Genomic DNA, 19,931 nt, shown 5'->3' with positions numbered 1-19,931 from the left:
TGTGCAGAGTACAGAAGGAGGTGCCGGTGAAATGACCATCAACATGACGCTCACGAACCCGGGCACCCGTCTGTCCTGCGCCGCGGAAGTTGCGGCTGCTCAGCGCCCGGGCACTGGTGTGTCCGTGAGCGCGAACGAGATCCGTGGCATGCGGCACGCCTCGCGCGTCGAGCGTCGTTGGGCCACCGGTGTCGTCGTCTTCGGGACGCAGGGCGTTCTCGCCGCGTACCCCCAGGCCGATCTGCCGACCATCAAGCAGTTCCGTGTTCCGTTGTCGATACGGGAGCGAAGTTCCTGACCTAGTCAGGACATGAGGCTCACGAAGGCCGCGGAACCGGATAACCCGGATCCGCGGCCTTCGTGTTTTTGGCTGCACAACCCAAGAGGAACCAGCGTTGCCCAGCTCCAGCACCCAACCGAAAACCCGTACGACACAAGGAGGAACCACCATGTCTTCGGCCATCGCCTACACCTCCGGTGAGGCAATATTCGCCGACCTGCTCGACCCGATCGCCGTCCCCGACGTCGCGCTGCCCTGCCGTTCGGGCGACGCGGACCTGTGGTTCGCGGAGTCCCCGGCCGAGCTCGAGCGCGCGAAGGCGCAGTGCGCGGACTGCCCGGTCCGCGAGGCGTGCCTGGCGGGCGCCCTGGCCCGCCGCGAGCCCTGGGGCGTCTGGGGTGGCGAGATCTTCGAGCGTGGCGCGGTGATCGCGCGCAAGCGGCCCCGCGGCCGCCCGCGCAAGAACGCAGCTGCCGACCCCGCCGCGGCCAAGGCCGCCGGCGACCACCGGAGCGCCGCCGCATGAGCGTCGAACCGGTCACCACGAGGGACTACGAAGCCCACCCCCGCAGCGAAGAGCTGCAGCTGACGAAGACCGAGATCGAGGAGATCAGCGAGATGTTGCTTTACGAAGAACTGTCCAGGGCCCGAATACGGGACCTGGAGGAGGGGGTCCGCGCCCAGCGGGCCCGAGGTGGCGCACGCGCTGCGCGCCGCTGGTCGCGAGTGGCTCGGTGGGCCGCTCGGCGGGCGGAGCGGTACCAGGAACAGAGCTGAGTGCAGGGCCCCTGCCGCCCCTTCGGGGGTGGTGGGGGCCTGCGCGCTTTCGGGGCACGCTCTGACTGGCGGCGAGCGCGCTTCGGCGGTGGCGCCCCGGTGTGCTGCGTCGGTGGGTGGTGAAGGCGCGCCCGGGTTTCTGGAGTGCCGCGCCGGTGGTGAGGGCGGGGTTGTTCCGCGGGCTGCCCGATGGTGCCGCACCGATGGGCAGACGCGCGGGCTCCACGAGATGCCCGATGGTGCCGCGGCGCGTTTCGGCGGTGCGCTCGGTGTGCTGCGCGCTTGGGCTCCGCTTCGGCGGTGGCGCTCCGGTGCGCTGCGTCGCCGGCTGGTGAAGGCGTGCCCGGGTTCGCGGAGTGCCGCGCCGGTGGTGGAGGGCGGGATTGCTCCGCGGGCTGCCCGATGGTGCCGCACCGGCGGGCAGATGCGCCGGCTCCGTCGGATGTGCCGATGGGTCCGCGGGCGGTGGGTAATGGCGCCCGCGAATGGTCGGGGCCGTGCCGCGCATGCGCCGCTCTGGTCGGTCAGGGTGACCGCGCTGCCGGGCGCCGCGTACCGGCGTGGGCCGCGCGATTGCGTTGGGCCGAGGCGGCCGCGACCGTCCTGGTGCGCGCGAAAGCTGGGCCGTTGTGCTCTGCGGCTGAGGATCCGAGGGCTGGTCTCCTTCGAGGGGTGGTCCTCCTTCGGGGCGGGTTGGCGGCCGGGGGCTGGTGTTGAATGGGGTGATGTCCGGACACAGCCACCACGACATCGACTGGGCGGAGCGCCTGGCTCAGCTGCGCATGGCCGATGCCCTCGATGCCGCGGCGCTCGGGCCCGTTGCCCGGCGGCTCGTCGGCTCCGTTCGGGAGCGGGCGACCGTTGTCGACGTCGGGTGTGGGGCCGGTGGGATGAGCGTGCTGTTCGCGAGTGAGCTCGCCCGGTGTGGTGGGGGCACCGTTGTGCTCGTCGATGCCACACCGACGCTGCTCGGCGAGGCCGAACGGGCCGTCGGTGAGGTGGCCGGCGGGTCCGTCGAGGTTGTCGGCCTGCTCGGGGATCTCACCGATCCTGCGCTGGCCGTGCCCGCTGCTGATCTCGTGTGGGCGTCCGGCGTCGTGCACCACATCGGCGATCAGCAGGCCGCCCTGCGCACGCTTGCCGGGCTGTTGCGGCCCGGTGGGGTGCTCGCCGTCGCCGAGGGCGGGCTCGAGATGCGGTGCCTGCCGTGGGAGCTGGGCGTCGGGCGGCCCGGGCTCGAGCAGCGGCTGCTGGCCGCCCGGGGCTCGTGGTTCGAACGGATGCGTGCCGGGATCCCGGGCAGCGTCGGCATGCCCTACGGCTGGCCGCGCGCCCTTCGCGAGGCCGGCTTGGAGGACGTCGAGTCGTTCGGTGCGCTCATCGATCACCCCATGCCGGGCTCGGACCTCCTGCGCGAATACGTCGTGCACCGCGTCGGGTGGTTGGCGGAGTCGGCCGGGGAGTGGCTCGACGCCGACGACCTCGCCGCGGCCGCCGCGCTGACCGACCCGCAGAGCCCGGACTTCCTCGGCCACCGGGACGACCTGTACCTGTTCGGCGCCAAGGCGATCTACTGTGGACGGTTGCGGTGAGCGCGCCGGAGCCGGTCGTGTGCACCCGCTGCGGCCGGACCCGCGCTGCCGACGACGATCCCGCTACAGCGCTCGCGTGGGTGTCCAGCCGGGAGCGAGGTGCGCTGCGGTGGCTTTGCCCGGCTTGTGCGCGGCAGCATGTGCGGGACATCGAGGGAAAGCTGCCTGACGAGTATTGGTGATCGATTCGGCCTCCTGAGTGGGTGGTCGTGGCGGGGTGGCGGTGCCGGTGGGGACCGCGCGGACCTTCGGACCGGGTGTCCGGAGTCGCGGCCGTATGCGGGAGTGGCGCTAGGTGTCAGGCGGCGCCTCCGAGGGGTGCCTGCGGGACCGCGCGGACCTTGGGGCGGGGTGTCCTGGACGCTTCGGCGAACGCGCGGGCCAGCTCGCGGGCCACCTCCCGGGGGACCTGGCGCAGCTGCCTGACCGTGCAGCGGACCAGGACGATGCCCGTCGCCGCCAGGGACAGGTGGCTGAAGCCGCCTCCGGTGCCCGGGGTGCAGCGGTAGCGCCAGGCCAGGCCGGGCTCGTCCCACCAGGCGTCGGCCTCGCCCAGCTTGCGGCCGCGGCGGTCGCAGATCGTCTGGTCCCAGGTCGGCGGGGGGAGGTGGGCCAGGTCCAGTACCCGGGCGGCCAGGCCGTGGGCCTGGATCGGCCCCTCCTCGAGCTCGCGCAGCACCTTGCGGACCGCCGCCGTGCCGCGTTGGGGGCCTGACTCGAGCTCCGCCAGCAGCTCCTGCCGGTCGCACAAGCCCCAGTACAGCGGCAGGGTCAGCAACTGGCGGACGCGGGCCAGCTCGGGCTCGGTCCGGGCCAGGTCCAGCGCCGCCCGGGCCGGTGGGGCGAACGGCAGCCCGTCGACCTCGAGCGGCTCCGGTAGTCGCGCTGTGCGCGCCAGGCGGACCCCCTCGGCTGCCACCACCCGGCACTGGCTGGGCACCAGCAGGCGGATGTCGCCCTCCACCCGATACTTCACGCCGTGGGCCTGCAGCGCGTCGGCGCCGGTGATCACCACCCCGGGCCCGTACCGCACCAGCGCGGCGTGCAGCAGCTCCTGCCTCGTCGGAGCGGTGTTGCGGAGCAGGACGACACCGGGGTGCAGGCGGCGCCACGGCCCTCCCGGGCCGCAGAGCCGCCTCGTTCTTCGGTCGGACACCCCCGCCCGGCGTAGCTGTTCGAGGTCCATCACCTCGCAGCCGCCGGGATCACGAAGCGCGAGCGGGTTAGTGCATTCCGTAGCAGTCATATCCCGAGCATGGCGGCTCGGCCAACCGGGTGGAACCCCCTCCGCCCGAGCTGTGGACAACTCCGCCGGATCCGCCCGTTCGTGGACCCGCCTGTGGACAACTCAGGCGGCGAAGCCCGGCTGCCAGCGCTCCACGATGCCGCGGGCCGGGATCTCGGCGTCGAGCTGGCAGAGGATGCCCGTCGACCCCGCCGTCACCCGGTGGATCATCAGGTACTCGGGCGGCAGGTTCAGCGAGCGCCCGACCCGGAAGTCATTGCCGCGGCTGTCGCCCACGCGCCCGGCCTGCTTCTGCATCCAGCGGCGGGTGAAGTGGAACGTCGGCGCCGCCAGCGGCTCGGTGAACGGAGCGAGGTAGGCGAGCACCTCTTCCGCCTTCAGGTCGCTGTCCGGCCGGATGAACCGGTTCTCGCGCAGCAGGCGCATCAGCTCGGCGGACTCGCCGTCGAGCGCCAGCCGCGTCATCTCGCCCAGGTGGCGGGGGATGCCGTCGGGCAGCCGCGCGACGCCGCCGAAGTCGATGACGCACAGCCTGTCGTCGTCGGTGATCATGAAGTTGCCCGGGTGCGGGTCCGAGTGCAGCAGGTGGACGCGCTCCGGCGACGAGTAGTGGAACTCCGCGAGCAGCCGGCCCGCCAGGTTCCGGGTCTCGCGGTCGCCGTCCGCGATCACCTTCGACAACGGCGTGCCGCTCGCCCACTCCGTCACGACGACCTTCGGCGCGCTGGCCACCACCCGCGGCACCAGGATGCCGGGATCGCCGTCGAACGCCTTCGCGAAGGCGCGCTGGTGCTGGGCCTCGGCCTGGTAGTCGAGCTCCTCGTTCATCCGCTCGGCGAGCTCCGCCAGCAGCGGCTTGACCTCGGTGCCGGGCACGAACGCCTGGAAGAGCCTGCTGAACCGCTGCAGCTGCCGCAGGTCGCTGCGCAGGGCCTCGTCGGCGCCCGGGTACTGCACCTTGACCGCGACCGCGCGGCCGTCGTGCCAGACCGCGCGGTGCACCTGGCCGATGCTCGCGGCCGCCGCCGGTTCGTCGTCGAACGACGCGAACCGGCTGGTCCAGGTGCGGCCCAGCTGCTCGGCGAGCACCCGGTGGGTCTGCCGGACCGACATCGGCGGCGCGGCGGCCTGCAGCTTCGTCAGCGCCTCGCGGTAGGGCTTCGCCATGTCGTCCGGCACCGCCGCCTCGAACACGCTCAGCGCCTGGCCGAACTTCATCGCCCCGCCCTTGAGCGTGCCGAGCACCTCGAACAGCTGCTCGGCGGCCTTCGCCGACAGCGTCGCGTTCACCTGTTCCGCGCTCTGGCCCGCGAGCCTCTTGCCCCAGCCGCCGACGGCCCGGCCGGCGATGCCGAGCGGGAGACTGGCGAGCTTGGCGGTACGGGCGGCACCCTTGCGCGGCATCGCGGTGTCGCGATCGGCTGGGTCGCGGAAGTCGGTCACAAAGGCGATTCTGCCCTGCGGCGTCGGCGGCGCGCAGCCTGCGAGCGACGTCTTCGTGGGTTACGTCTCCAGGATCACCTCCCGGGCGCCGCACCGGCACCGGGGGTGCGGCGGCCAGCGGCGGCGCCGGATGCGGCCGTCGAAGGCGTCGATTTCGAGGGTCGCGTTCCACGTCGGCGGGGCCGCGGCGCTGGGGGAGAGCAGCCGCATGGCCTGGGCGACCGCGAGCGACGCGCATGACTGGACCGCGCCGAGGTCGGGCCGCTGGTGCCGGCCGGCGAGCTGCCCGGCGACGCGCGGCCAGCACGGGTCGAGCTCCGTCCGGTGCAGGTCGGCGCAGCGCAGGCACGAGCTGCGGCCCGGGACGACCAGCGGCCCGACGATGCCCGTGCCGTCGCGGACGCGCGCCGCGAGGTGCGGGACGCCGTCTCCCACCAGCTCGGCGACGATCTCCGGGGCGGGCACGACCGCGTCGGTGAGCAGGGCGAGGTCCGGGTAGCGGTCGTGCAGGCGGGTGACGCGGACCTCGGGATCGACGCGGCGGAGCAGGTCGGCGAGGGCTTGGCGCCGGGGACGGCCGAGGTCGGCGTCGGTGAGGCCGGAGCCGAGGTCGTGCTCGGTCACCGCGCCGGGCACCTGCAGCTCGACGTGCCCGATCCCGGCGTTGGCCAGCAGCACGGCGGCCGCCACCGCGACCCGGCCGTCGCCGTGCACCGAGACCGCGGCGGCGCGCCGCCGTTCGGCCATCGCCGGTTGGTGGTGCCTCGCCCGTAGCGACCAGAGGCCGGGCTCGCCGCGGAAGCCCGGGCCGTCAGGCCGGCCGGCGTCGGTGACCAGGCCGAGCGCGGTCAGCTGCCGCAGCAGCACCCGCAGCTGGTCGCGGTGTTCGCTCTCCGCGAGCAGGAGCCGCTCGACGTGCTTGGTGCCGTCGAGCGCGCGCAGCCTCGCGGCGAGGTGCGGCGAGAGGTTTTCGACGATCACGCCGTGGCGCGGGTCGAGGCCGATCTGGATCTCGCGCGGGCCGCGTTCGAGCACGGTGAGGCCCGGGAGCAGGGCGGGGTGGTCCGGCAGGAGGACCGGTGGCATGTCCGCGGTGTCGAGGATCATGTCCGCAGCATCGCACCCGGTGCCGACCGGAAGGCCCGGGAAGCCGCCGGACCGGCCGAGTTGTCCACAAGTGGAACCACCTGTGGACAACTCGGGTCTGTGACCTCAAGGCGCTCGGAGTTGTCGGTGCCTGGCCTTACCGTGGTCGGGTGGTCGAAGCACGGATGCCCTCACTGAGGGGCCGAGGGGAAGCGAACCCCTCGTCGGACACACCCGGACACAAGGTCGAAGTGCGGCGCAGCCAGCGCCGGCACCGGACGGTCACCGCGTATTGGAACGACGACACGCTCGTCGTGCTCATCCCCGCGCGGATGACCAGGGCGGAGGAGAAACACTGGGTCGCCGAGATGGAGCGCAAACTGCAGCGCTCGGAACCCCGTCGGCCGGCGTCCCCGAAGACGTCGGACGAAGCCCTGCTGGCGCGCTGCGCGCTGCTGTCGGGCAAGTACCTGGGCGGCACCGCCGTGCCGGCGAGCGTCCGCTGGGTGCCGCCGATGCGCACGCGGTGGGCGTCCTGCACGCCGGTCGACGCGACCATCCGGGTCAGCGACCGGCTGCGCAAGGTCCCGCCGTGGGTGCTGGACTACGTGCTGGTGCACGAGCTGGCGCACCTGCGGGAACCGGGGCACGACGCGGCGTTCTGGGCGTTGGTGCAGCGGTACCCGAAGACGGAACGGGCGATCGGCTACCTGGAGGGGCTGTCGGCGGCCGCCGGGTGGGGGATCTCCACCGAGGACTGAGCGGGTGACGGGCCGGGGCGGCTTCGGTCGCCCCGGCCGATTCCGGGGTCGAATCCGGAGGCCGGAAAGCAGAAGAGCCGGTGACCCGCGCTCGCGGATCACCGGCCCTCCGGAAACTCGGCTCAGGACTGCTTGCCGCCCTCTTCGGACGGCGGCTCTTCCTTCTCGGCAGCCTCGGCGGCCTCCGAACGCTCGGCCTGCTCCGTGCGCTCCAGCTCGGCGATCGGGTCCAGGTCGTCGATCGAACCCGCTTCGCCCACCCGGTCCGCGAAGTCGATCGGCTCGTCCAGGTCCTCGGCCGTCGGCATCAGGTCCGGGTGGGACCAGAGGCCGTCGCGCTTCTCGAGGCCGTGGCGGTCGCCCACCAGCTTCCACAGCGACGAGGCCGCGCGCATGCGCCGGGGCCGCAGCTCCAAGCCCACCAGCGTGGCGAACGTCTGCTCCGCCGGGCCGCCCGTGGCGCGGCGGCGGCGCAGCGTCTCGCGCAGCGCGTCCGCCCCCGGAAGGCGGTCGCCGACCGCTTCGGCCACGACCACGTCCACCCAGCCTTCGACCAGGGCGAGCAGCGTCTCCAGGCGGTTCAGCGCCGCCTTCTGCTCCTCCGTCGTCTGGGGTTCCAGCAGGCCCGAGGACATCGCTTCTTCGATGCTCGCCGGGTTCGCCGGGTCGATCCGGCCGGCCAGGGATTCCAGGGCCGACGTGTCGACCGTGATGCCGTGGGCGAACTCCTCGACCGTCGCCAGCAGGCGCTGGCGCAGCCACGGCACGTGCGTGAACAGGCGCTGGTGCGCCGCTTCGCGGGCGGCCAGGAACACCAGGATCTCGCTGTTCGGCAGCTCCAGGCCCTCGGCGAACTTCTCGATGTTCGCCGGCAGCAGCGCCGACGTGCCCGCGGGGGCCAGCGGCAGGCCGATCTCCGACGACGTCAGCATCTCCGAGGCCAGCTGGGCCAGCGCGTTGCCGAGCTGGGAGCCGAAGGCCATCCCGCCCATCTGCCCCATCATCTGCAGCAGCGGGCCCGCGGCCTGCTTGGCCTCCTCGGGCAGCGCCTCCATCCAGGCGCCGGAAACCTGCCGGGCCACCGGGTCGCACAGCCGCTGCCACGTCGGGAGCGTCTTCTCGACCCAGGACCGCGGGGACCAGGCGACCGTCGACGTCGCGCCCGCCGGGTACACCGTCGCCGCGTCCAGCCACAGCTCGGCCAGGTGGGCCGCGTCGCGGACCGCCGCGTTCGCGTCGTCCCCGCCGCGGAAGCCCAGCTTGCTCTCGCCGGTGTTGCCGGCGCTGCCGAGGGTCTGCAGGGCGATCTGCTTGGCGAGGTCGTAGTTCACCGGCCCGGTGGAGCTGCCGGCCTGGCTGAGCATCTGGCCCAGCTGGCTCAGCATCTGCCCGAGCTGGTTGAAGGCCTCGGCGCCGGACTGCCCGCCTTCCGAGGGGTCGTTCTCACCTCGTTTGTCGGGATCGGAAGGTCCGAAGCCGAACGGGGGTTTGCTCATGTGTCCACCGTACGCGGGTCGGCGCCCGTCGAGCGCGTCAACCGGGCCCATGAGCGTGGCCTTCACCGAGAAGCGAACGCAGTCACCGTACGCTGTCGGGCGTGACCAAGTCCTCCGAGGAGACCGCCCCCGCGCAGCGCACCGAGGAACCGGCGCCGGAGCCGGCCGGCGAGGCCCGCCGGATGACCCGCCGTGGCTGGACACTGGTGGTCAGCGGCTCGCTGTTCCTGATCTTCGTGGTGCTCGGCTCGGTCGTGCCGGTGCCGTTCGTGGCGATCAGCCCGGGCCCGACCTACGACACGCTCGGTCGCGACGCGGCGGGCAACCCGGTCATCCAGGTCACCGGTCACGACACCGTCCAGACCACCGGCGAGCTGCGGATGACGACGGTCTCGCTGCACGACGGCGTCACCCTCTTCCAGGGCCTCGGCTTCTGGGCGAGCGGCCGGTACGCGCTCGCGCCGCGCGAGGAGTACTTCAAGCCCGGCGAGACGAACGAGCAGGTCAAGCAGGAGAACATCCAGCAGCTGCAGGACTCGCAGACGAACGCCCAGGTCGCCGCCCTCCGCAAGCTCGGCTACCCGGTCAAGGTGCTGGCGAAGCAGATCGTCTCCGGCAGCCCCGCCGACCACGTGCTTTCGCCGGGCGACAAGCTGATCACCGTCAACGGCAAGAAGATCGTCGAAGCCGCCGACGTGCGGGCCGCGCTCGCCGGCACCCTGCCCGGCCAGACCGTGCAGATCACCTTCCAGTCCGACGGGCAGCCCGAGCGGACCGTGCCGCTGACCCTGGCCGCGCGCCCCGACCGCAAGGAGGGCTTCATCGGCCTCACCGCGGTCGACCGGGCCGACGCGCCCTTCACCGTCAACATCTCCCTGCAGGACGTCGGCGGCCCGTCCGCCGGCCTGATGTTCACCCTCGCCATCATCGACCGCCTGCAGCCCGGCGACCTCGCGGGCGGCCGGCACATCGCCGGCACCGGCGAGATCACCGAGACCGGCGAGGTCGGCCCGATCGGGGGGATCTCGTTCAAGGTCGTCGGCGCCCGCGAAGCCGGCGCCACCGACTTCCTGGTGCCCGAGCACAACTGCGCCGAGGCCAAGACCGCCGCGCCCGCCGGCCTCAACCTCATCAAGGTGTCCACACTGGACGACGCGCTCGCCCAGCTGGGCAACCTGAAGGCGGGACGCCCGACGGCCGCCTGCTAGGGCAGCAGCGTGGCCTTCAGCGCTTCGACCAGGTTCGGGGCCAGGTCGGGGCTTTCCACGATCTCGTCCATCGTCTCGTCGGTGCCGATCCCGCGCAGCCGCATCACGCAGGACCCTTCGCCGTCGCGCAGGACGGCCGCGACCAGGCGGGCCTCCGTGCGCTGCGGGTGGTCGGCGGCCGCGCGGCGGAGGCTCTCGGCGTCCGCCTCGGCGATGTCCGGCAGCTCCGACTCCGAACCCGGCGGCAGCACGATGATCTCCTGGGCCAGCGCGCACCCGATGACCAGGTCCGGCCAAGCGATCCGGCCCAGCGCCTCGGCCAGGTCGCCTTCGGGCAGCGCCTCCTGGGCCACCGGCGTCAGCGGGTTCGCCCGGTCGAGCTGGCCCGCCAGCTCCGGCTGTTCGTCCAGCAGCGCCGCCGTCGGCACCAGCGCGAACAGCTGCGGCGGCTGGTCCCAGCCGCCCGCGGCCATGAACTCCTCGATCTCACGGGCGAGCGCGGCCACACCGGCCTGTCGCGCTTCGTTCGCTGCCATGCGCACATCGTGTCAGGTCGGCCGCCGCGGCGACGCCGCGAGTCCGGTTTGGGCGGGTCCCGGGAACTTCACCGGGCATCCGTAGAGTTAGGGAATCAGGGGGCGCACGCGCCCCTGCTCAGGTATTGACGAAGACAGGAGCGTGTGCCGTGGCGACTCGGCCCCCGGTGAGCCTGCCGAAGCTGTCCCGGCGGAGCCGGATCCTCCTCATCATCGCCGCGGTGATCGTGCTGGCGCTCCTGCTCGGAGCCCGCTTGCTCGACACGTACGTCGACTGGTTGTGGTTCGGTGAAGTCGGTGCCCGCTCGGTGTTCACCACCCAGGTGGTGACCCGGATCATCCTGTTCTTCGCCGTCGGCCTGCTCGTCGGCGGGGCGCTGGCGATCAGCCTGATGATCGCCTACCGGACCCGGCCGGTGTTCGTGCCGATCTCCGGCGCCGACGACCCGCTGGCGCGCTACCGCTCGGCGATCGTGGCCCGGATCCGCCTCTTCGGCGTCGGCATCCCGGTGCTCACCGGCCTCATCGCCGGCCTGTCCGCCCAGGGCGACTGGCAGGTCGTGCAGCTGTTCCTCAACGGCACCACGTTCGGCCAGACCGACCCGGAGTTCGGCAACGACGTCGGCTTCTACGCCTTCGACCTGCCGTTCTACAACTGGCTGCTCGGCTGGCTGTTCATCGCCGTCGTCATCTCCTTCTTCGGCGCGCTGATCTCCCACTACGTCTTCGGCGGCATCCGGCTGGCCGGCAAGGGCGGCCAGCTCGCCGGCCCGACCCGCGCGCAGCTCGCCATCACCGTCGGGCTCTTCGTGCTGCTGAAGGCGATCGAGTACTTCTTCGACCGCTACAACCTGCTGCTGTCCGACCGCGACATGCCGCTGTTCATCGGTGCGACCTACACCGACCTCAACGCGGTGCTGCCGGCGAAGCTGATCCTGCTGTGCATCTCGGTGATCTGCGCGATCGCCTTCTTCGCCGGCGCGTTCCTGCGCAACCTGCAGCTCCCGGCCATCGCTCTGGTGCTGCTGATCCTGTCGAGCATCCTCGTCGGCGTCGCCTGGCCCGCCATCCTCGACCAGTTCTCGGTCAAGCCGAACGCGAACGAGAAGGAAGCGACGTCCATCCAGCGCAACATGGACGCCACCCGCCGCGCCTTCGGCCTCACCGACGTCCAGTACCAGCCCTACACCGGCAGCTCGGCGGCCACCCCGGAGCAGATCAAGGCCGACAACGGGACGATGTCGAACATCCGGCTGCTCGACCCGAACATCCTCTCCGACACCTTCACCCAGCGCGTCGGGCGCGAGAACTTCTACGGCTTCCCGGCCAAGCTCGACATCGACCGCTACACCGTCGGCGGCGTGACGCAGGACTACATCGTCGCGGCCAAGGAGATCAAGACCGAGGGCCTGACCGGCAACCAGACCAGCTGGATCAACAAGCACCTCGTCTACACCCACGGCAACGGCTTCGTCGTCGCGCCCGCCAACACGATCGACCGCGCGGTCAAGGACGCCAACTCCGACGGCGGCTACCCGATCGCCACCACCAGCGACACGCAGAACCCGACCGGCGCCGGCTCCGCCGGAGCGAACCAGCCCGGCATCGAGGTCAAGGAACCCCGCATCTACTACGGCGAGCTGTCCGCCGCGGACTCCGACTACGCCATCGTCGGCGGCACCTCCGGCAACGCGCCCGGCGAATACGACACCGCCACCGACCGCTACAAGTACACGGGCTCCGGCGGCGTCTCCGTCGACAACTGGTTCAACCGCCTCGCCTTCGCCGCCGAGTACGGCGAACGGAACATCCTGTTCTCCGACGCCATCGGCGACAACTCCAAGATCATGTACAACCGCGACCCGCGCGACCGCGTCAGCAAGGTCGCGCCGTGGCTGACCCTCGACGGCGACCCGTACCCGGCGGTCGTCGACGGCAAGATCCAGTGGATCATCGACGGCTACACCACGCTCAACAACTTCCCGTACGCCCAGCAGACGCAGCTCGGCGCGGCCACCAACGACTCCCTCAACGGCGTCGCCCGGCAGGCCAACAGCTCCATCAACTACATCCGCAACTCGGTCAAGGCCACCGTCGACGCCTTCAACGGCACCGTGACGCTGTACTCGATCGACGACAAGGAACCGGTCCTCAACGCCTGGGAGAAGGTCTTCCCCGGGCTCGTGAAGCCGAGCTCCGAGATCTCCCCGGACCTGCGCGCCCACTTCCGCTACCCCGAGGACCTCTTCAAGATCCAGCGTGAGCTGCTGTCGCGCTACCACGTCAGCAACCCGCAGGAGTTCTACTCGCAGCAAGCCTTCTGGAGCGTTCCGCAGGACCCGACCGCCGAAGGCGGCTCCAACCCGGCCGCGGCCGGCGCGGCCAACCAGCCCGGCTACTACGTCCTCGCCGACACCCCCGGCCAGAACAAAGCGACGTTCCAGCTCACCAGCTCGCTGACCGGCCTCCAGCGCCAATACCTCGCGTCCTGGATGTCGGTGTCCTCCGACCCCGCCGACTACGGCAAGATCCGCGTCCTCCAGCTGCCCAGCGCGGCCACCGGAGCCACCCAGGTCGACGGGCCCGTCCAGGTCCAGAACCGGTTCCAGAGCGACTCCCGCGTCGCCCAGGACCGCACGCTGTTCAACAACCCCAACGTCACCCCCATCTACGGCAACCTGATCACGCTCCCGGTCGCCGACGGCTTCCTCTACGTCGAACCCGTCTACATCCGGCAGCGCAACCAGAACAGCTACCCGCAGCTGGCCCGCGTCCTCGTCTCCTACGGACCCAAGGTCGGCTACGGCGCCACCCTCCAGGAAGCCCTCGACCAGGTCTTCGGCGCCGGCACCGGCGAAGCCACCACCACACCGCCCCAGGCGGGGCAGCCGACCACGCCGACCACGCCGACGACACCCACCACCCCGACCACAACGCCGCCGCCCAACGCAGGCGGCGGCAACGCGGCCCTCGACAAGGCCGTCGCCGACATCCAAGCCGCCATCGCCAAGCTCAAAGCGGCCCAGCAGTCCGGCAACTTCACCGACCAAGGCGCGGCCCTCGCCTCCCTCGACGCAGCCGCCCGCGCCTACGAAGCCGCCAAGACCGCCGCACCCGGCAGCAGCACCCCACCCCCCAGCAGCCAGCCCGGAGGGTGACGTCGGCAACGCAACGGGCACCTGCTTTGCACCCGCCGGAAAGGCAGGCGTAAGGTAGGTGCCACGACGCGGGGTGGAGCAGCTCGGTAGCTCGCTGGGCTCATAACCCAGAGGTCGCAGGTTCAAATCCTGTCCCCGCTACAGAGGTTGGGAGGGGTGTGCGGACGGAATGCGTCCGCACACCCCTCTTTCGCATTTGCTCTGGGGGTCGAACCCCCAGACCCCCGCCAGGGGGGCTTCGCCGCCCCTGGACCCCCCTGCGGGTGGTTGCCTTGTTACTTGAGCCAGCTTTTTGTTATTCCTGTTGTGTTTGCTATGTAGCCGTCTGGGCGGATCAATAGCCTCTCTGTGTTTGGGTGGGGGAGGGTTGGGGTCTGGGCTACGAGTACCTGTGGGTGGGGGCTTTTTTCTGTGGTTTTTGTGAGGAGGACCCAGTTTCCTTTGTGGAATAGGGTGCTTGCGTGGGTTTTTTTCAGCTTGAAGTCGGGTAGGCGGGTTCCTGCTGCCGGGTGGGGGTCTTCTGTTGTGTAGCGGATGTTGAGGCCTGAGACCAGGCCTGACAGGTGGTGCTGGACTTCGGGGATTTTTGTGAGATCTCGGAAGAGGGCTCTCAGGGCCAGTTGGTTGGGGGTTGTGGGGGTCAGGGCGTTTTGGGCCGCTATGTTGGCCAACACCTGTTCGGCTACTGGGCGGCGCTCGGATTCGTAGGTTGCCAAGAGCGTTTTGGTGGCCCGGTTTTGGATGTGGGCGGCCAGTTTCCAGCCCAGGTTCATGGCGTCCTGGATGCCCAGGTTGAGGCCCTGGCCTCCGGCCGGGAAGTGGGTGTGGGCTGCGTCGCCGGCCAGGAAGACCCGGTTCACCCGGTAGTTCGCGGCCAGGCGGCTGTCGTCCGAGAAACGGGAGGCCCAGCGGATCTCCGCTATCTGCGCCTCCGGGCCGAAGCGCTCGGTCACCGCGGCTTCGACCTCTTGCCGGGTGACTTCCGCGCGGAGGTCCGGTGGGCGGTTCAGGCGGTCCCCGAACGTTATGCGGTACAGGTTCGGTTCCGGCAGGGGGAGCACGCCGACGAACTTGCCCGGGGTTGCCGACGTCACCATGTTGGCCATCGAGCGCCACTGCGTGGGAGCTCCCGGCGGGGTTTCGGTGAACAGGACGTCGGCCGCTACTCCGTGGCCCTGGCCCTCGATGCCCTCGAACGGCATCTTCAGGGCCTTGCGGACGGTGCTGCGGCCGCCGTCGCAACCCACCAGGTACTGCGCACGGACGCGTAGGTCGCCTGCCGTGACCGTCACGCCGTTGTCGTCTTGGTGGAATCCGGTGAGCTCGTGGCCTCGCCGGACCTGGACGCCCTGCTCGTTCAGGCGCTCTTCGAGGGTCGCTTCCACCTCGGCCTGCGGGATGCCCAGCTGGTACGGGTGGCGGGTGTCCCAGCCCGCGTAGCTCACCGGGATCACCGCGAAGTGTCCGTCCGCGACAGTCGCGAACGAGCGGTCCTCCGCGCGGCCCAGCAACCCGCGCAGATCCAGGACTTCCGCCGTGCGCGGCTGGAGGTTCAGCGCCTTCGACAAGCCCGTTCGCTCGTGCATCCGCTCGAGCACGAGAACGTCCACTCCGGCCAGTGCCAGCTCGTTCGCCAGCATCAGACCCGTCGGGCCCGCGCCGGCGACCACCACGTCCGAGGTCAGCTCCTGCATCCCCAGCTCCTTAACAACGTTAAATTGACCGGCTCCGAGAATGCCCTTAACATCGTTAAGGGGTCAACCCCGGCGTGCGAGGAGACCGCGGAACATGGCCCTGACCAGGCAGGACATCGCACGATCCGGGCTGAAGCTGCTCAACGACGTCGGGCTCAACGGGCTCACGCTCCGGCTGATCGCCGGTGAGCTGGGCGTCAAAGCGCCGGCGCTCTACTGGCACATGAAGAACAAGCAGGAACTCCTGGACGAAATGGCCACGCAGATGTACCGGGACTCCGCCGCGGACCGCGAACCGCCGGCGTCGGCGGGGGAGTGGGACGGTGTCGCGCACAGCGCCCGGGCGCTGCGGCGGATGATGCTGGCCTATCGGGACGGAGGCAAGGTTTTCGCTGGTACGTACCTCGCGGACACCGATCTGATCGGCCCGCACCCGCTGCGGCGGAGCATCGAAGCCGGGCTGGACGAGGGCCGGGCGAGCCGGGCCACCTTCACCGTCTACTGCTTCGTCGTCGGGTACGTCATCGAAGAGCAGGCCGTGCGGCCGATGCCCGGGGAGTTCGACGAGCGGTACCGGGAGTCGGCCGGTGCGGCGGTGCTGGGCGACGCCGACGCGCGGTTCGAGGACGGCCTGGCCATGGTCCTCAGTGGAGCCCGTCAGTGGCTCGAGACGGCGTAAGGGCAGGTCAGAGCGTTTCGGGACCCCGGTGAAAACCCCCTCGCCACCCCGTGTAATCTATTCAAGTACCACAACGGCGCGGGGTGGAGCAGCTCGGTAGCTCGCTGGGCTCATAACCCAGAGGTCGCAGGTTCAAATCCTGTCCCCGCTACAGAGGTAAGAGGCGTGTGCGAACGGAAACGTTCGCCACGCCTCTTTCGTTTTGCATTGGGGGTCGAACCCCCAAACCCCCGCCAAGAGGGCTTCGCCCCCTTGGATCCCCCGTGGTAGGTCGCTTTCGCTACGGATCTCGTGATGTGGACGGTCCTGCGGGACGGTTGCGGTGCGTGGCCGCGGTGCGCCAAGCCGGGGAGGGCCGCCCGCCGAACTCACCTGGCTGGCCGTTGCCGGGAGGCTCGCGTGCGTCTGGTTGGACCAAAAATCCCTGGGAGCGGTTGCAGAGCGTATTCACGTCCACAGTGGACCGGCTCGCATTGGGCCGAACGAGGGGATCTCACTAGCCACAATGGACAGATCCGCTGACCACTGTGGACACAGCGGCCGATAAGTGGGAATCTAGGGGGCGTGTCCGAATTGAATGCAACAGCCGCCGCCCTGCTCGGTCTGCTCCACGACGGTCCCGCCACCGGCGGGCAGCTCGTCGCGGGAGCCGGAGAGCGGTTCGGTGCCTTCTTCAGCGTCACCCGCAGCCAGGTGTACCGGGAGCTCCCGGCGCTGTCCAAGGAAGGCCTCGTCCGGCTCGGCAAGCAGGGCCCGCGCTCCAGCCAGCAGTACCTGATCACCGCCGCCGGCAAGAAGGCCTTCAAGGCCTGGCTGACCTCCGAAGCCGGCCCCGACCACCTGCGCAGCCCGCTCATCCTGCGGCTCGTGCACGCCGGGTCGCTGACGGCGAAGCAGCGCCAGTCGCTGCTCGACTCGGCCCGGACGAGCTACAGCCAGCAGCTCGACGACGCCAAGGCGGCCACCAAGGCGGCCGAGGGGCCGTACGAGAAGGCCGTCGCCGAGTTCGCACAGGCCCAGGCCAAGGCCGCCCTCAAGCTGCTCGACGCCATCCCCGCGGCCTGAGGTTCGCGCGCCCACGACCGGTCCTTACAACCGGTCGTGGGTTTTGCCGTAACCTTGACAAACGTGAGTGATGAGTTCGACGCGGCACTGAAGGACCTGTCCGGCAAGCTGACGCAGATCGAGTCGGTGATGGACCTGGCTGCGCTGCGTGCCCAGGTGGCCGACCTGGAGCAGCAGGCCTCGAGCCCGACCCTCTGGGACGACCCGGAGGCGGCCCAGAAGGTCACCAGCCAGCTGTCCCACCGGCAGGGCGAACTGCGCCGGGTCTCCGAGCTGCGCCAGCGGCTCGACGACCTGGGCGTGCTGTACGAGCTCGCCGAGGCCGAGGGCGACTCCGGCAGCATGGGCGAGGCCGAGACCGAGCTCGCCGACCTCGGCAAGGCCATCGACGGCCTCGAGGTCCGCACGCTGCTCTCGGGCGAGTACGACGACCGCAACGCCGTCGTCACCATCCGCTCCGAGGCCGGCGGTGTCGACGCGGCCGACTTCGCCGAGATGCTCCTGCGCATGTACCTGCGCTGGGCCGAGCGCCACGGCTACCCGACCGACGTCTACGACACCTCCTACGCCGAAGAGGCGGGCATCAAGTCGGCGACGTTCAAGGTCAGCGCCCCCTACGTCTACGGCACCCTCTCGGTCGAGCAGGGCACCCACCGGCTCGTCCGGATCTCGCCGTTCGACAACCAGGGCCGCCGCCAGACGTCGTTCGCGCACGTCGAGGTGCTGCCCGAGGTCGAAGAGGTCGACCACGTCGACATCCCGGAAAAGGACATCCGGGTCGACGTCTACCGCTCGTCGGGCCCCGGCGGGCAGAGCGTCAACACGACCGACAGTGCGGTGCGCATCACGCACATCCCGACGAACATCGTCGTCTCCTGCCAGAACGAGAAGTCGCAGCTGCAGAACAAGGCGGCCGCGATGAAGGTGCTCCAGTCGCGGCTGCTGCAGCGCAAGAAGGAAGAAGAGCGCAAGCAGATGGACGCGCTCAAGGACGGCGGCTCCAGCTGGGGCAACCAGATGCGCTCCTACGTGCTGCACCCGTACCAGATGGTGAAGGACCTGCGGACCGAGTTCGAGGTCGGCAACCCGTCGGCGGTGCTCGACGGCGACATCGACGGCTTCCTCGACGCCGGCATCCGCTGGCGGAAGCAGACCGCCTGATCGGCCCGGGGAGTGCAGGGGCGACCGCTCACCGTGCGCAAACGCCCCTTGCTCCACTCGGGTGGACCGGGCAACCGGGGCTTCACGAGACCGGTGGGTAGTATGCCGAATCGTGATCCGGCTCGAAGAGGTTTCCAAGGTCTACAAGACCTCGACGCGGCCCGCGCTCGAGCGGGTGTCCGTCGACATCGAAAAGGGTGAGTTCGTCTTCCTGATCGGTCCCTCGGGATCGGGGAAGTCGACCTTCCTCCGGCTCCTGCTGCGCGAAGAGACGCCGACCAAGGGCCGCGTGGTGGTGTCCAACTTCGACGTCGCCAAGCTGGCCCGCCGCCGGGTCCCCCGCCTGCGGCAGACCATCGGCTGCGTCTTCCAGGACTTCCGCCTGCTGGCGAACAAGACCGTCGCGGAGAACGTCGCGTTCGCCCTCGAGGTCATCGGCAAGCCGGGCCCGACCATCAAGAAGGTCGTCCCCGAGGTGCTGGAGCTCGTCGGCCTCGACGGCAAGGCCGACCGGCTGCCCAACGAGCTCTCCGGTGGTGAGCAGCAGCGCGTCGCGATCGCCCGCGCGTTCGTGAACCGCCCGCTGGTGCTGCTCGCCGACGAACCGACGGGGAACCTGGACCCCGACACCAGCCAGGACATCATGCTGCTGCTGGAGCGGATCAACCGCACCGGCACCACCGTCCTGATGGCCACCCACGATCACTCCATCGTGGACTCCATGCGGCGCCGAGTCGTCGAGCTGCAGCTCGGCCGGGTGATCCGCGACGACGCCCGCGGCGTCTACGGCATCGGTCGCTGACCGCAGCCCTTCACCGACCCCGACCCCAAGGACCTGCACCCGCCATGCGCGCCAGTTTCGTCTTCAGTGAGGTAGTCACCGGCCTGCGCCGGAACGTCACGATGACCATCGCGATGATGCTGACCACGGCCGTGTCGCTCGCCATGCTCGGCGGCGGCCTGCTCGCCGTGCGGACGATCGACAAGATGAAGTCCAACTTCCTCGCCGACGTCGAGGTCTCGGTCTACCTCACCGACGACATCAGCGCGAACGACAAGAACTGCACCCAGTCGCTGTGCCAGTCGCTGCGGACCTCACTCCAGAGCAACAACGGCGTCGAGTCGGTCGTGTTCGAAAACCGCGACCAGGCCTTCGACCGGTTCAAGAAGATCTTCGAGAGCCAGCCGGAGCTGATCGCGCTCACCGGTCCCGAATCGCTGCCCGCGTCGCTGCACGTGAAGCTGAAGGACCCGGACCGCAGCGACGCGATCGTGCAGGAGTACGCGAACAAGCCGGGCGTGCGGAAGGTCGACGACCAGAAGAAGTTCCTCGACCGCGTGTTCAACGCCTTCAACGGCGTCCGGAACATGGCCTTCGGCGCCGCGCTCATCATGGCCATCGCCGCGCTGCTGCTGATCGCCAACACGATCCAGGTCTCCGCGTTCACCCGCCGCACCGAGGTCGGCATCATGCGGCTGGTCGGCGCGACGCGGTGGTACACGCAGCTGCCGTTCCTCCTGGAGGCGGTGGTCGCCGGCGCGGTCGGTGCGGTCCTCGGGATCATCATGCTGATCATCACCAAGGCCGGCTTCCTGGACTCGGTGTTCACCGGGGACGTCTTCCCGAAGATCACCATGCTGGAACTGCTGTTCCCGGTGGCGCCGATCCTGCTCGGGGTGTCCGTGGTGATCTCCGCCATCACCGGGTACGTCACGCTGCGGCTGTACGTCCGGCACTAGTTAACCGGC

19 protein-coding genes and 2 tRNA genes are annotated in these 19,931 nt (G+C 70.3%); 15 read left to right on the top strand and 6 right to left on the bottom strand.

Features of this window, described 5'->3' with window-relative positions; genetic code table 11:
• The first annotated feature begins 31 nt into the window (after positions 1–31).
• The 5 genes from ACLJPY_RS33290 to ACLJPY_RS33270 all read left to right on the top strand — a co-directional run bounded on the left by ACLJPY_RS33290 (position 32) and on the right by ACLJPY_RS33270 (position 2,831).
• Positions 32–298: a hypothetical protein gene (locus tag ACLJPY_RS33290; protein WP_410572069.1), complete on the top strand. Its 267-nt coding sequence runs from the start codon at positions 32–34 to the stop codon at positions 296–298.
• A gap of 151 nt (positions 299–449) precedes the next feature.
• Entirely contained in the window at positions 450–806 is a 357-nt protein-coding gene (locus ACLJPY_RS33285) for a WhiB family transcriptional regulator (protein ID WP_410594603.1), read from the top strand.
• A complete protein-coding gene (locus ACLJPY_RS33280; RefSeq protein WP_410594601.1) occupies positions 803–1,057 on the top strand; it encodes a hypothetical protein in 255 nt (84 codons plus the stop codon). The genes ACLJPY_RS33285 and ACLJPY_RS33280 overlap by 4 nt, the downstream gene beginning before the upstream one ends.
• 725 nt (positions 1,058–1,782) lie before the next feature.
• Positions 1,783–2,649: a class I SAM-dependent methyltransferase gene (locus ACLJPY_RS33275; protein WP_410594599.1), complete on the top strand. Its 867-nt coding sequence runs from the start codon at positions 1,783–1,785 to the stop codon at positions 2,647–2,649.
• Entirely contained in the window at positions 2,646–2,831 is a 186-nt protein-coding gene (locus ACLJPY_RS33270; RefSeq protein ID WP_410594597.1) for a hypothetical protein, read from the top strand. Before ACLJPY_RS33275 ends, ACLJPY_RS33270 begins: the two co-directional genes overlap by 4 nt.
• Before the next feature lie 116 nt (positions 2,832–2,947).
• Here the strand turns inward: ACLJPY_RS33270 and ACLJPY_RS33265 are convergent, their stop codons facing one another.
• The 3 genes from ACLJPY_RS33265 to ACLJPY_RS33255 form a co-directional block, all read right to left on the bottom strand.
• On the bottom strand, positions 2,948–3,835 hold the full coding sequence (locus ACLJPY_RS33265) for a hypothetical protein (RefSeq protein WP_410594643.1): 888 nt from the start codon (positions 3,833–3,835) through the stop codon (positions 2,948–2,950).
• A 162-nt stretch (positions 3,836–3,997) separates the two neighbouring features.
• Positions 3,998–5,338, bottom strand: coding sequence for an ABC1 kinase family protein (locus ACLJPY_RS33260; RefSeq protein WP_410594595.1), 1,341 nt, complete (start codon positions 5,336–5,338; stop codon positions 3,998–4,000).
• 60 nt (positions 5,339–5,398) lie between these two features.
• The gene (locus ACLJPY_RS33255; RefSeq protein WP_410594593.1) at positions 5,399–6,445 is read right to left on the bottom strand and encodes a ThiF family adenylyltransferase; all 1,047 of its coding nucleotides are present in this window, start codon (positions 6,443–6,445) and stop codon (positions 5,399–5,401) included.
• A 230-nt stretch (positions 6,446–6,675) separates the two neighbouring features.
• Between ACLJPY_RS33255 and ACLJPY_RS33250 the strand changes: the two genes are divergently transcribed.
• On the top strand, positions 6,676–7,185 hold the full coding sequence (locus ACLJPY_RS33250; protein ID WP_410594591.1) for a M48 family metallopeptidase: 510 nt from the start codon (positions 6,676–6,678) through the stop codon (positions 7,183–7,185).
• A gap of 122 nt (positions 7,186–7,307) precedes the next feature.
• On the opposite strand, the gene ACLJPY_RS33245 is transcribed toward ACLJPY_RS33250, so the two are convergent.
• Positions 7,308–8,681, bottom strand: coding sequence for a zinc-dependent metalloprotease (locus ACLJPY_RS33245; protein ID WP_410594589.1), 1,374 nt, complete (start codon positions 8,679–8,681; stop codon positions 7,308–7,310).
• A gap of 203 nt (positions 8,682–8,884) precedes the next feature.
• Here ACLJPY_RS33245 and ACLJPY_RS33240 point away from each other — a divergent pair, with 203 nt between their 5' ends.
• Positions 8,885–9,889: a PDZ domain-containing protein gene (locus tag ACLJPY_RS33240; RefSeq protein ID WP_410594641.1), complete on the top strand. Its 1,005-nt coding sequence runs from the start codon at positions 8,885–8,887 to the stop codon at positions 9,887–9,889.
• Here the strand turns inward: ACLJPY_RS33240 and ACLJPY_RS33235 are convergent.
• Positions 9,886–10,425: a PPA1309 family protein gene (locus ACLJPY_RS33235; protein ID WP_410594588.1), complete on the bottom strand. Its 540-nt coding sequence runs from the start codon at positions 10,423–10,425 to the stop codon at positions 9,886–9,888. The genes ACLJPY_RS33240 and ACLJPY_RS33235 overlap by 4 nt on opposite strands.
• Before the next feature lie 149 nt (positions 10,426–10,574).
• On the opposite strand from ACLJPY_RS33235, the gene ACLJPY_RS33230 reads away from it, so the two are divergent.
• Entirely contained in the window at positions 10,575–13,583 is a 3,009-nt protein-coding gene (locus tag ACLJPY_RS33230; RefSeq protein WP_410594586.1) for a UPF0182 family protein, read from the top strand.
• A gap of 67 nt (positions 13,584–13,650) precedes the next feature.
• Positions 13,651–13,724: transfer RNA gene (locus ACLJPY_RS33225), tRNA-Met, on the top strand.
• 134 nt (positions 13,725–13,858) lie between these two features.
• Here ACLJPY_RS33225 and ACLJPY_RS33220 read toward each other — a convergent pair.
• Positions 13,859–15,277: an FAD-dependent monooxygenase gene (locus ACLJPY_RS33220; protein WP_410594584.1), complete on the bottom strand. Its 1,419-nt coding sequence runs from the start codon at positions 15,275–15,277 to the stop codon at positions 13,859–13,861.
• Positions 15,278–15,371: 94 nt separating this feature from the next.
• On the opposite strand from ACLJPY_RS33220, the gene ACLJPY_RS33215 reads away from it, so the two are divergent.
• From ACLJPY_RS33215 to ftsX, 6 genes are all read left to right on the top strand, one after another.
• Positions 15,372–15,956: a TetR/AcrR family transcriptional regulator C-terminal domain-containing protein gene (locus ACLJPY_RS33215; RefSeq protein ID WP_410594582.1), complete on the top strand. Its 585-nt coding sequence runs from the start codon at positions 15,372–15,374 to the stop codon at positions 15,954–15,956.
• Positions 15,957–16,033: 77 nt separating this feature from the next.
• A tRNA-Met gene (locus ACLJPY_RS33210) sits at positions 16,034–16,107 on the top strand.
• Between the two features lie 413 nt (positions 16,108–16,520).
• A complete protein-coding gene (locus ACLJPY_RS33205; RefSeq protein ID WP_410594580.1) occupies positions 16,521–17,021 on the top strand; it encodes a PadR family transcriptional regulator in 501 nt (166 codons plus the stop codon).
• A gap of 63 nt (positions 17,022–17,084) precedes the next feature.
• Entirely contained in the window at positions 17,085–18,182 is a 1,098-nt protein-coding gene (gene prfB, locus ACLJPY_RS33200) for a peptide chain release factor 2 (protein WP_410594578.1), read from the top strand.
• Positions 18,183–18,294: 112 nt separating this feature from the next.
• Positions 18,295–18,984 (top strand): cell division ATP-binding protein FtsE, encoded by a 690-nt coding sequence (gene ftsE / locus ACLJPY_RS33195; RefSeq protein ID WP_410594576.1) that lies wholly within the window; start codon positions 18,295–18,297, stop codon positions 18,982–18,984.
• 44 nt (positions 18,985–19,028) lie between these two features.
• On the top strand, positions 19,029–19,922 hold the full coding sequence (gene ftsX, locus ACLJPY_RS33190; RefSeq protein WP_410594574.1) for a permease-like cell division protein FtsX: 894 nt from the start codon (positions 19,029–19,031) through the stop codon (positions 19,920–19,922).
• Positions 19,923–19,931 lie beyond the last annotated feature (9 nt).

It is taken from the genome of Amycolatopsis sp. lyj-23, from assembly GCF_046549135.1.
In the GTDB taxonomy this organism is placed as follows: domain Bacteria; phylum Actinomycetota; class Actinomycetes; order Mycobacteriales; family Pseudonocardiaceae; genus Amycolatopsis.
The sequence above is the reverse complement of the archived record's forward strand: the minus strand, read 5'-3'. Positions and strand labels throughout refer to the sequence as shown.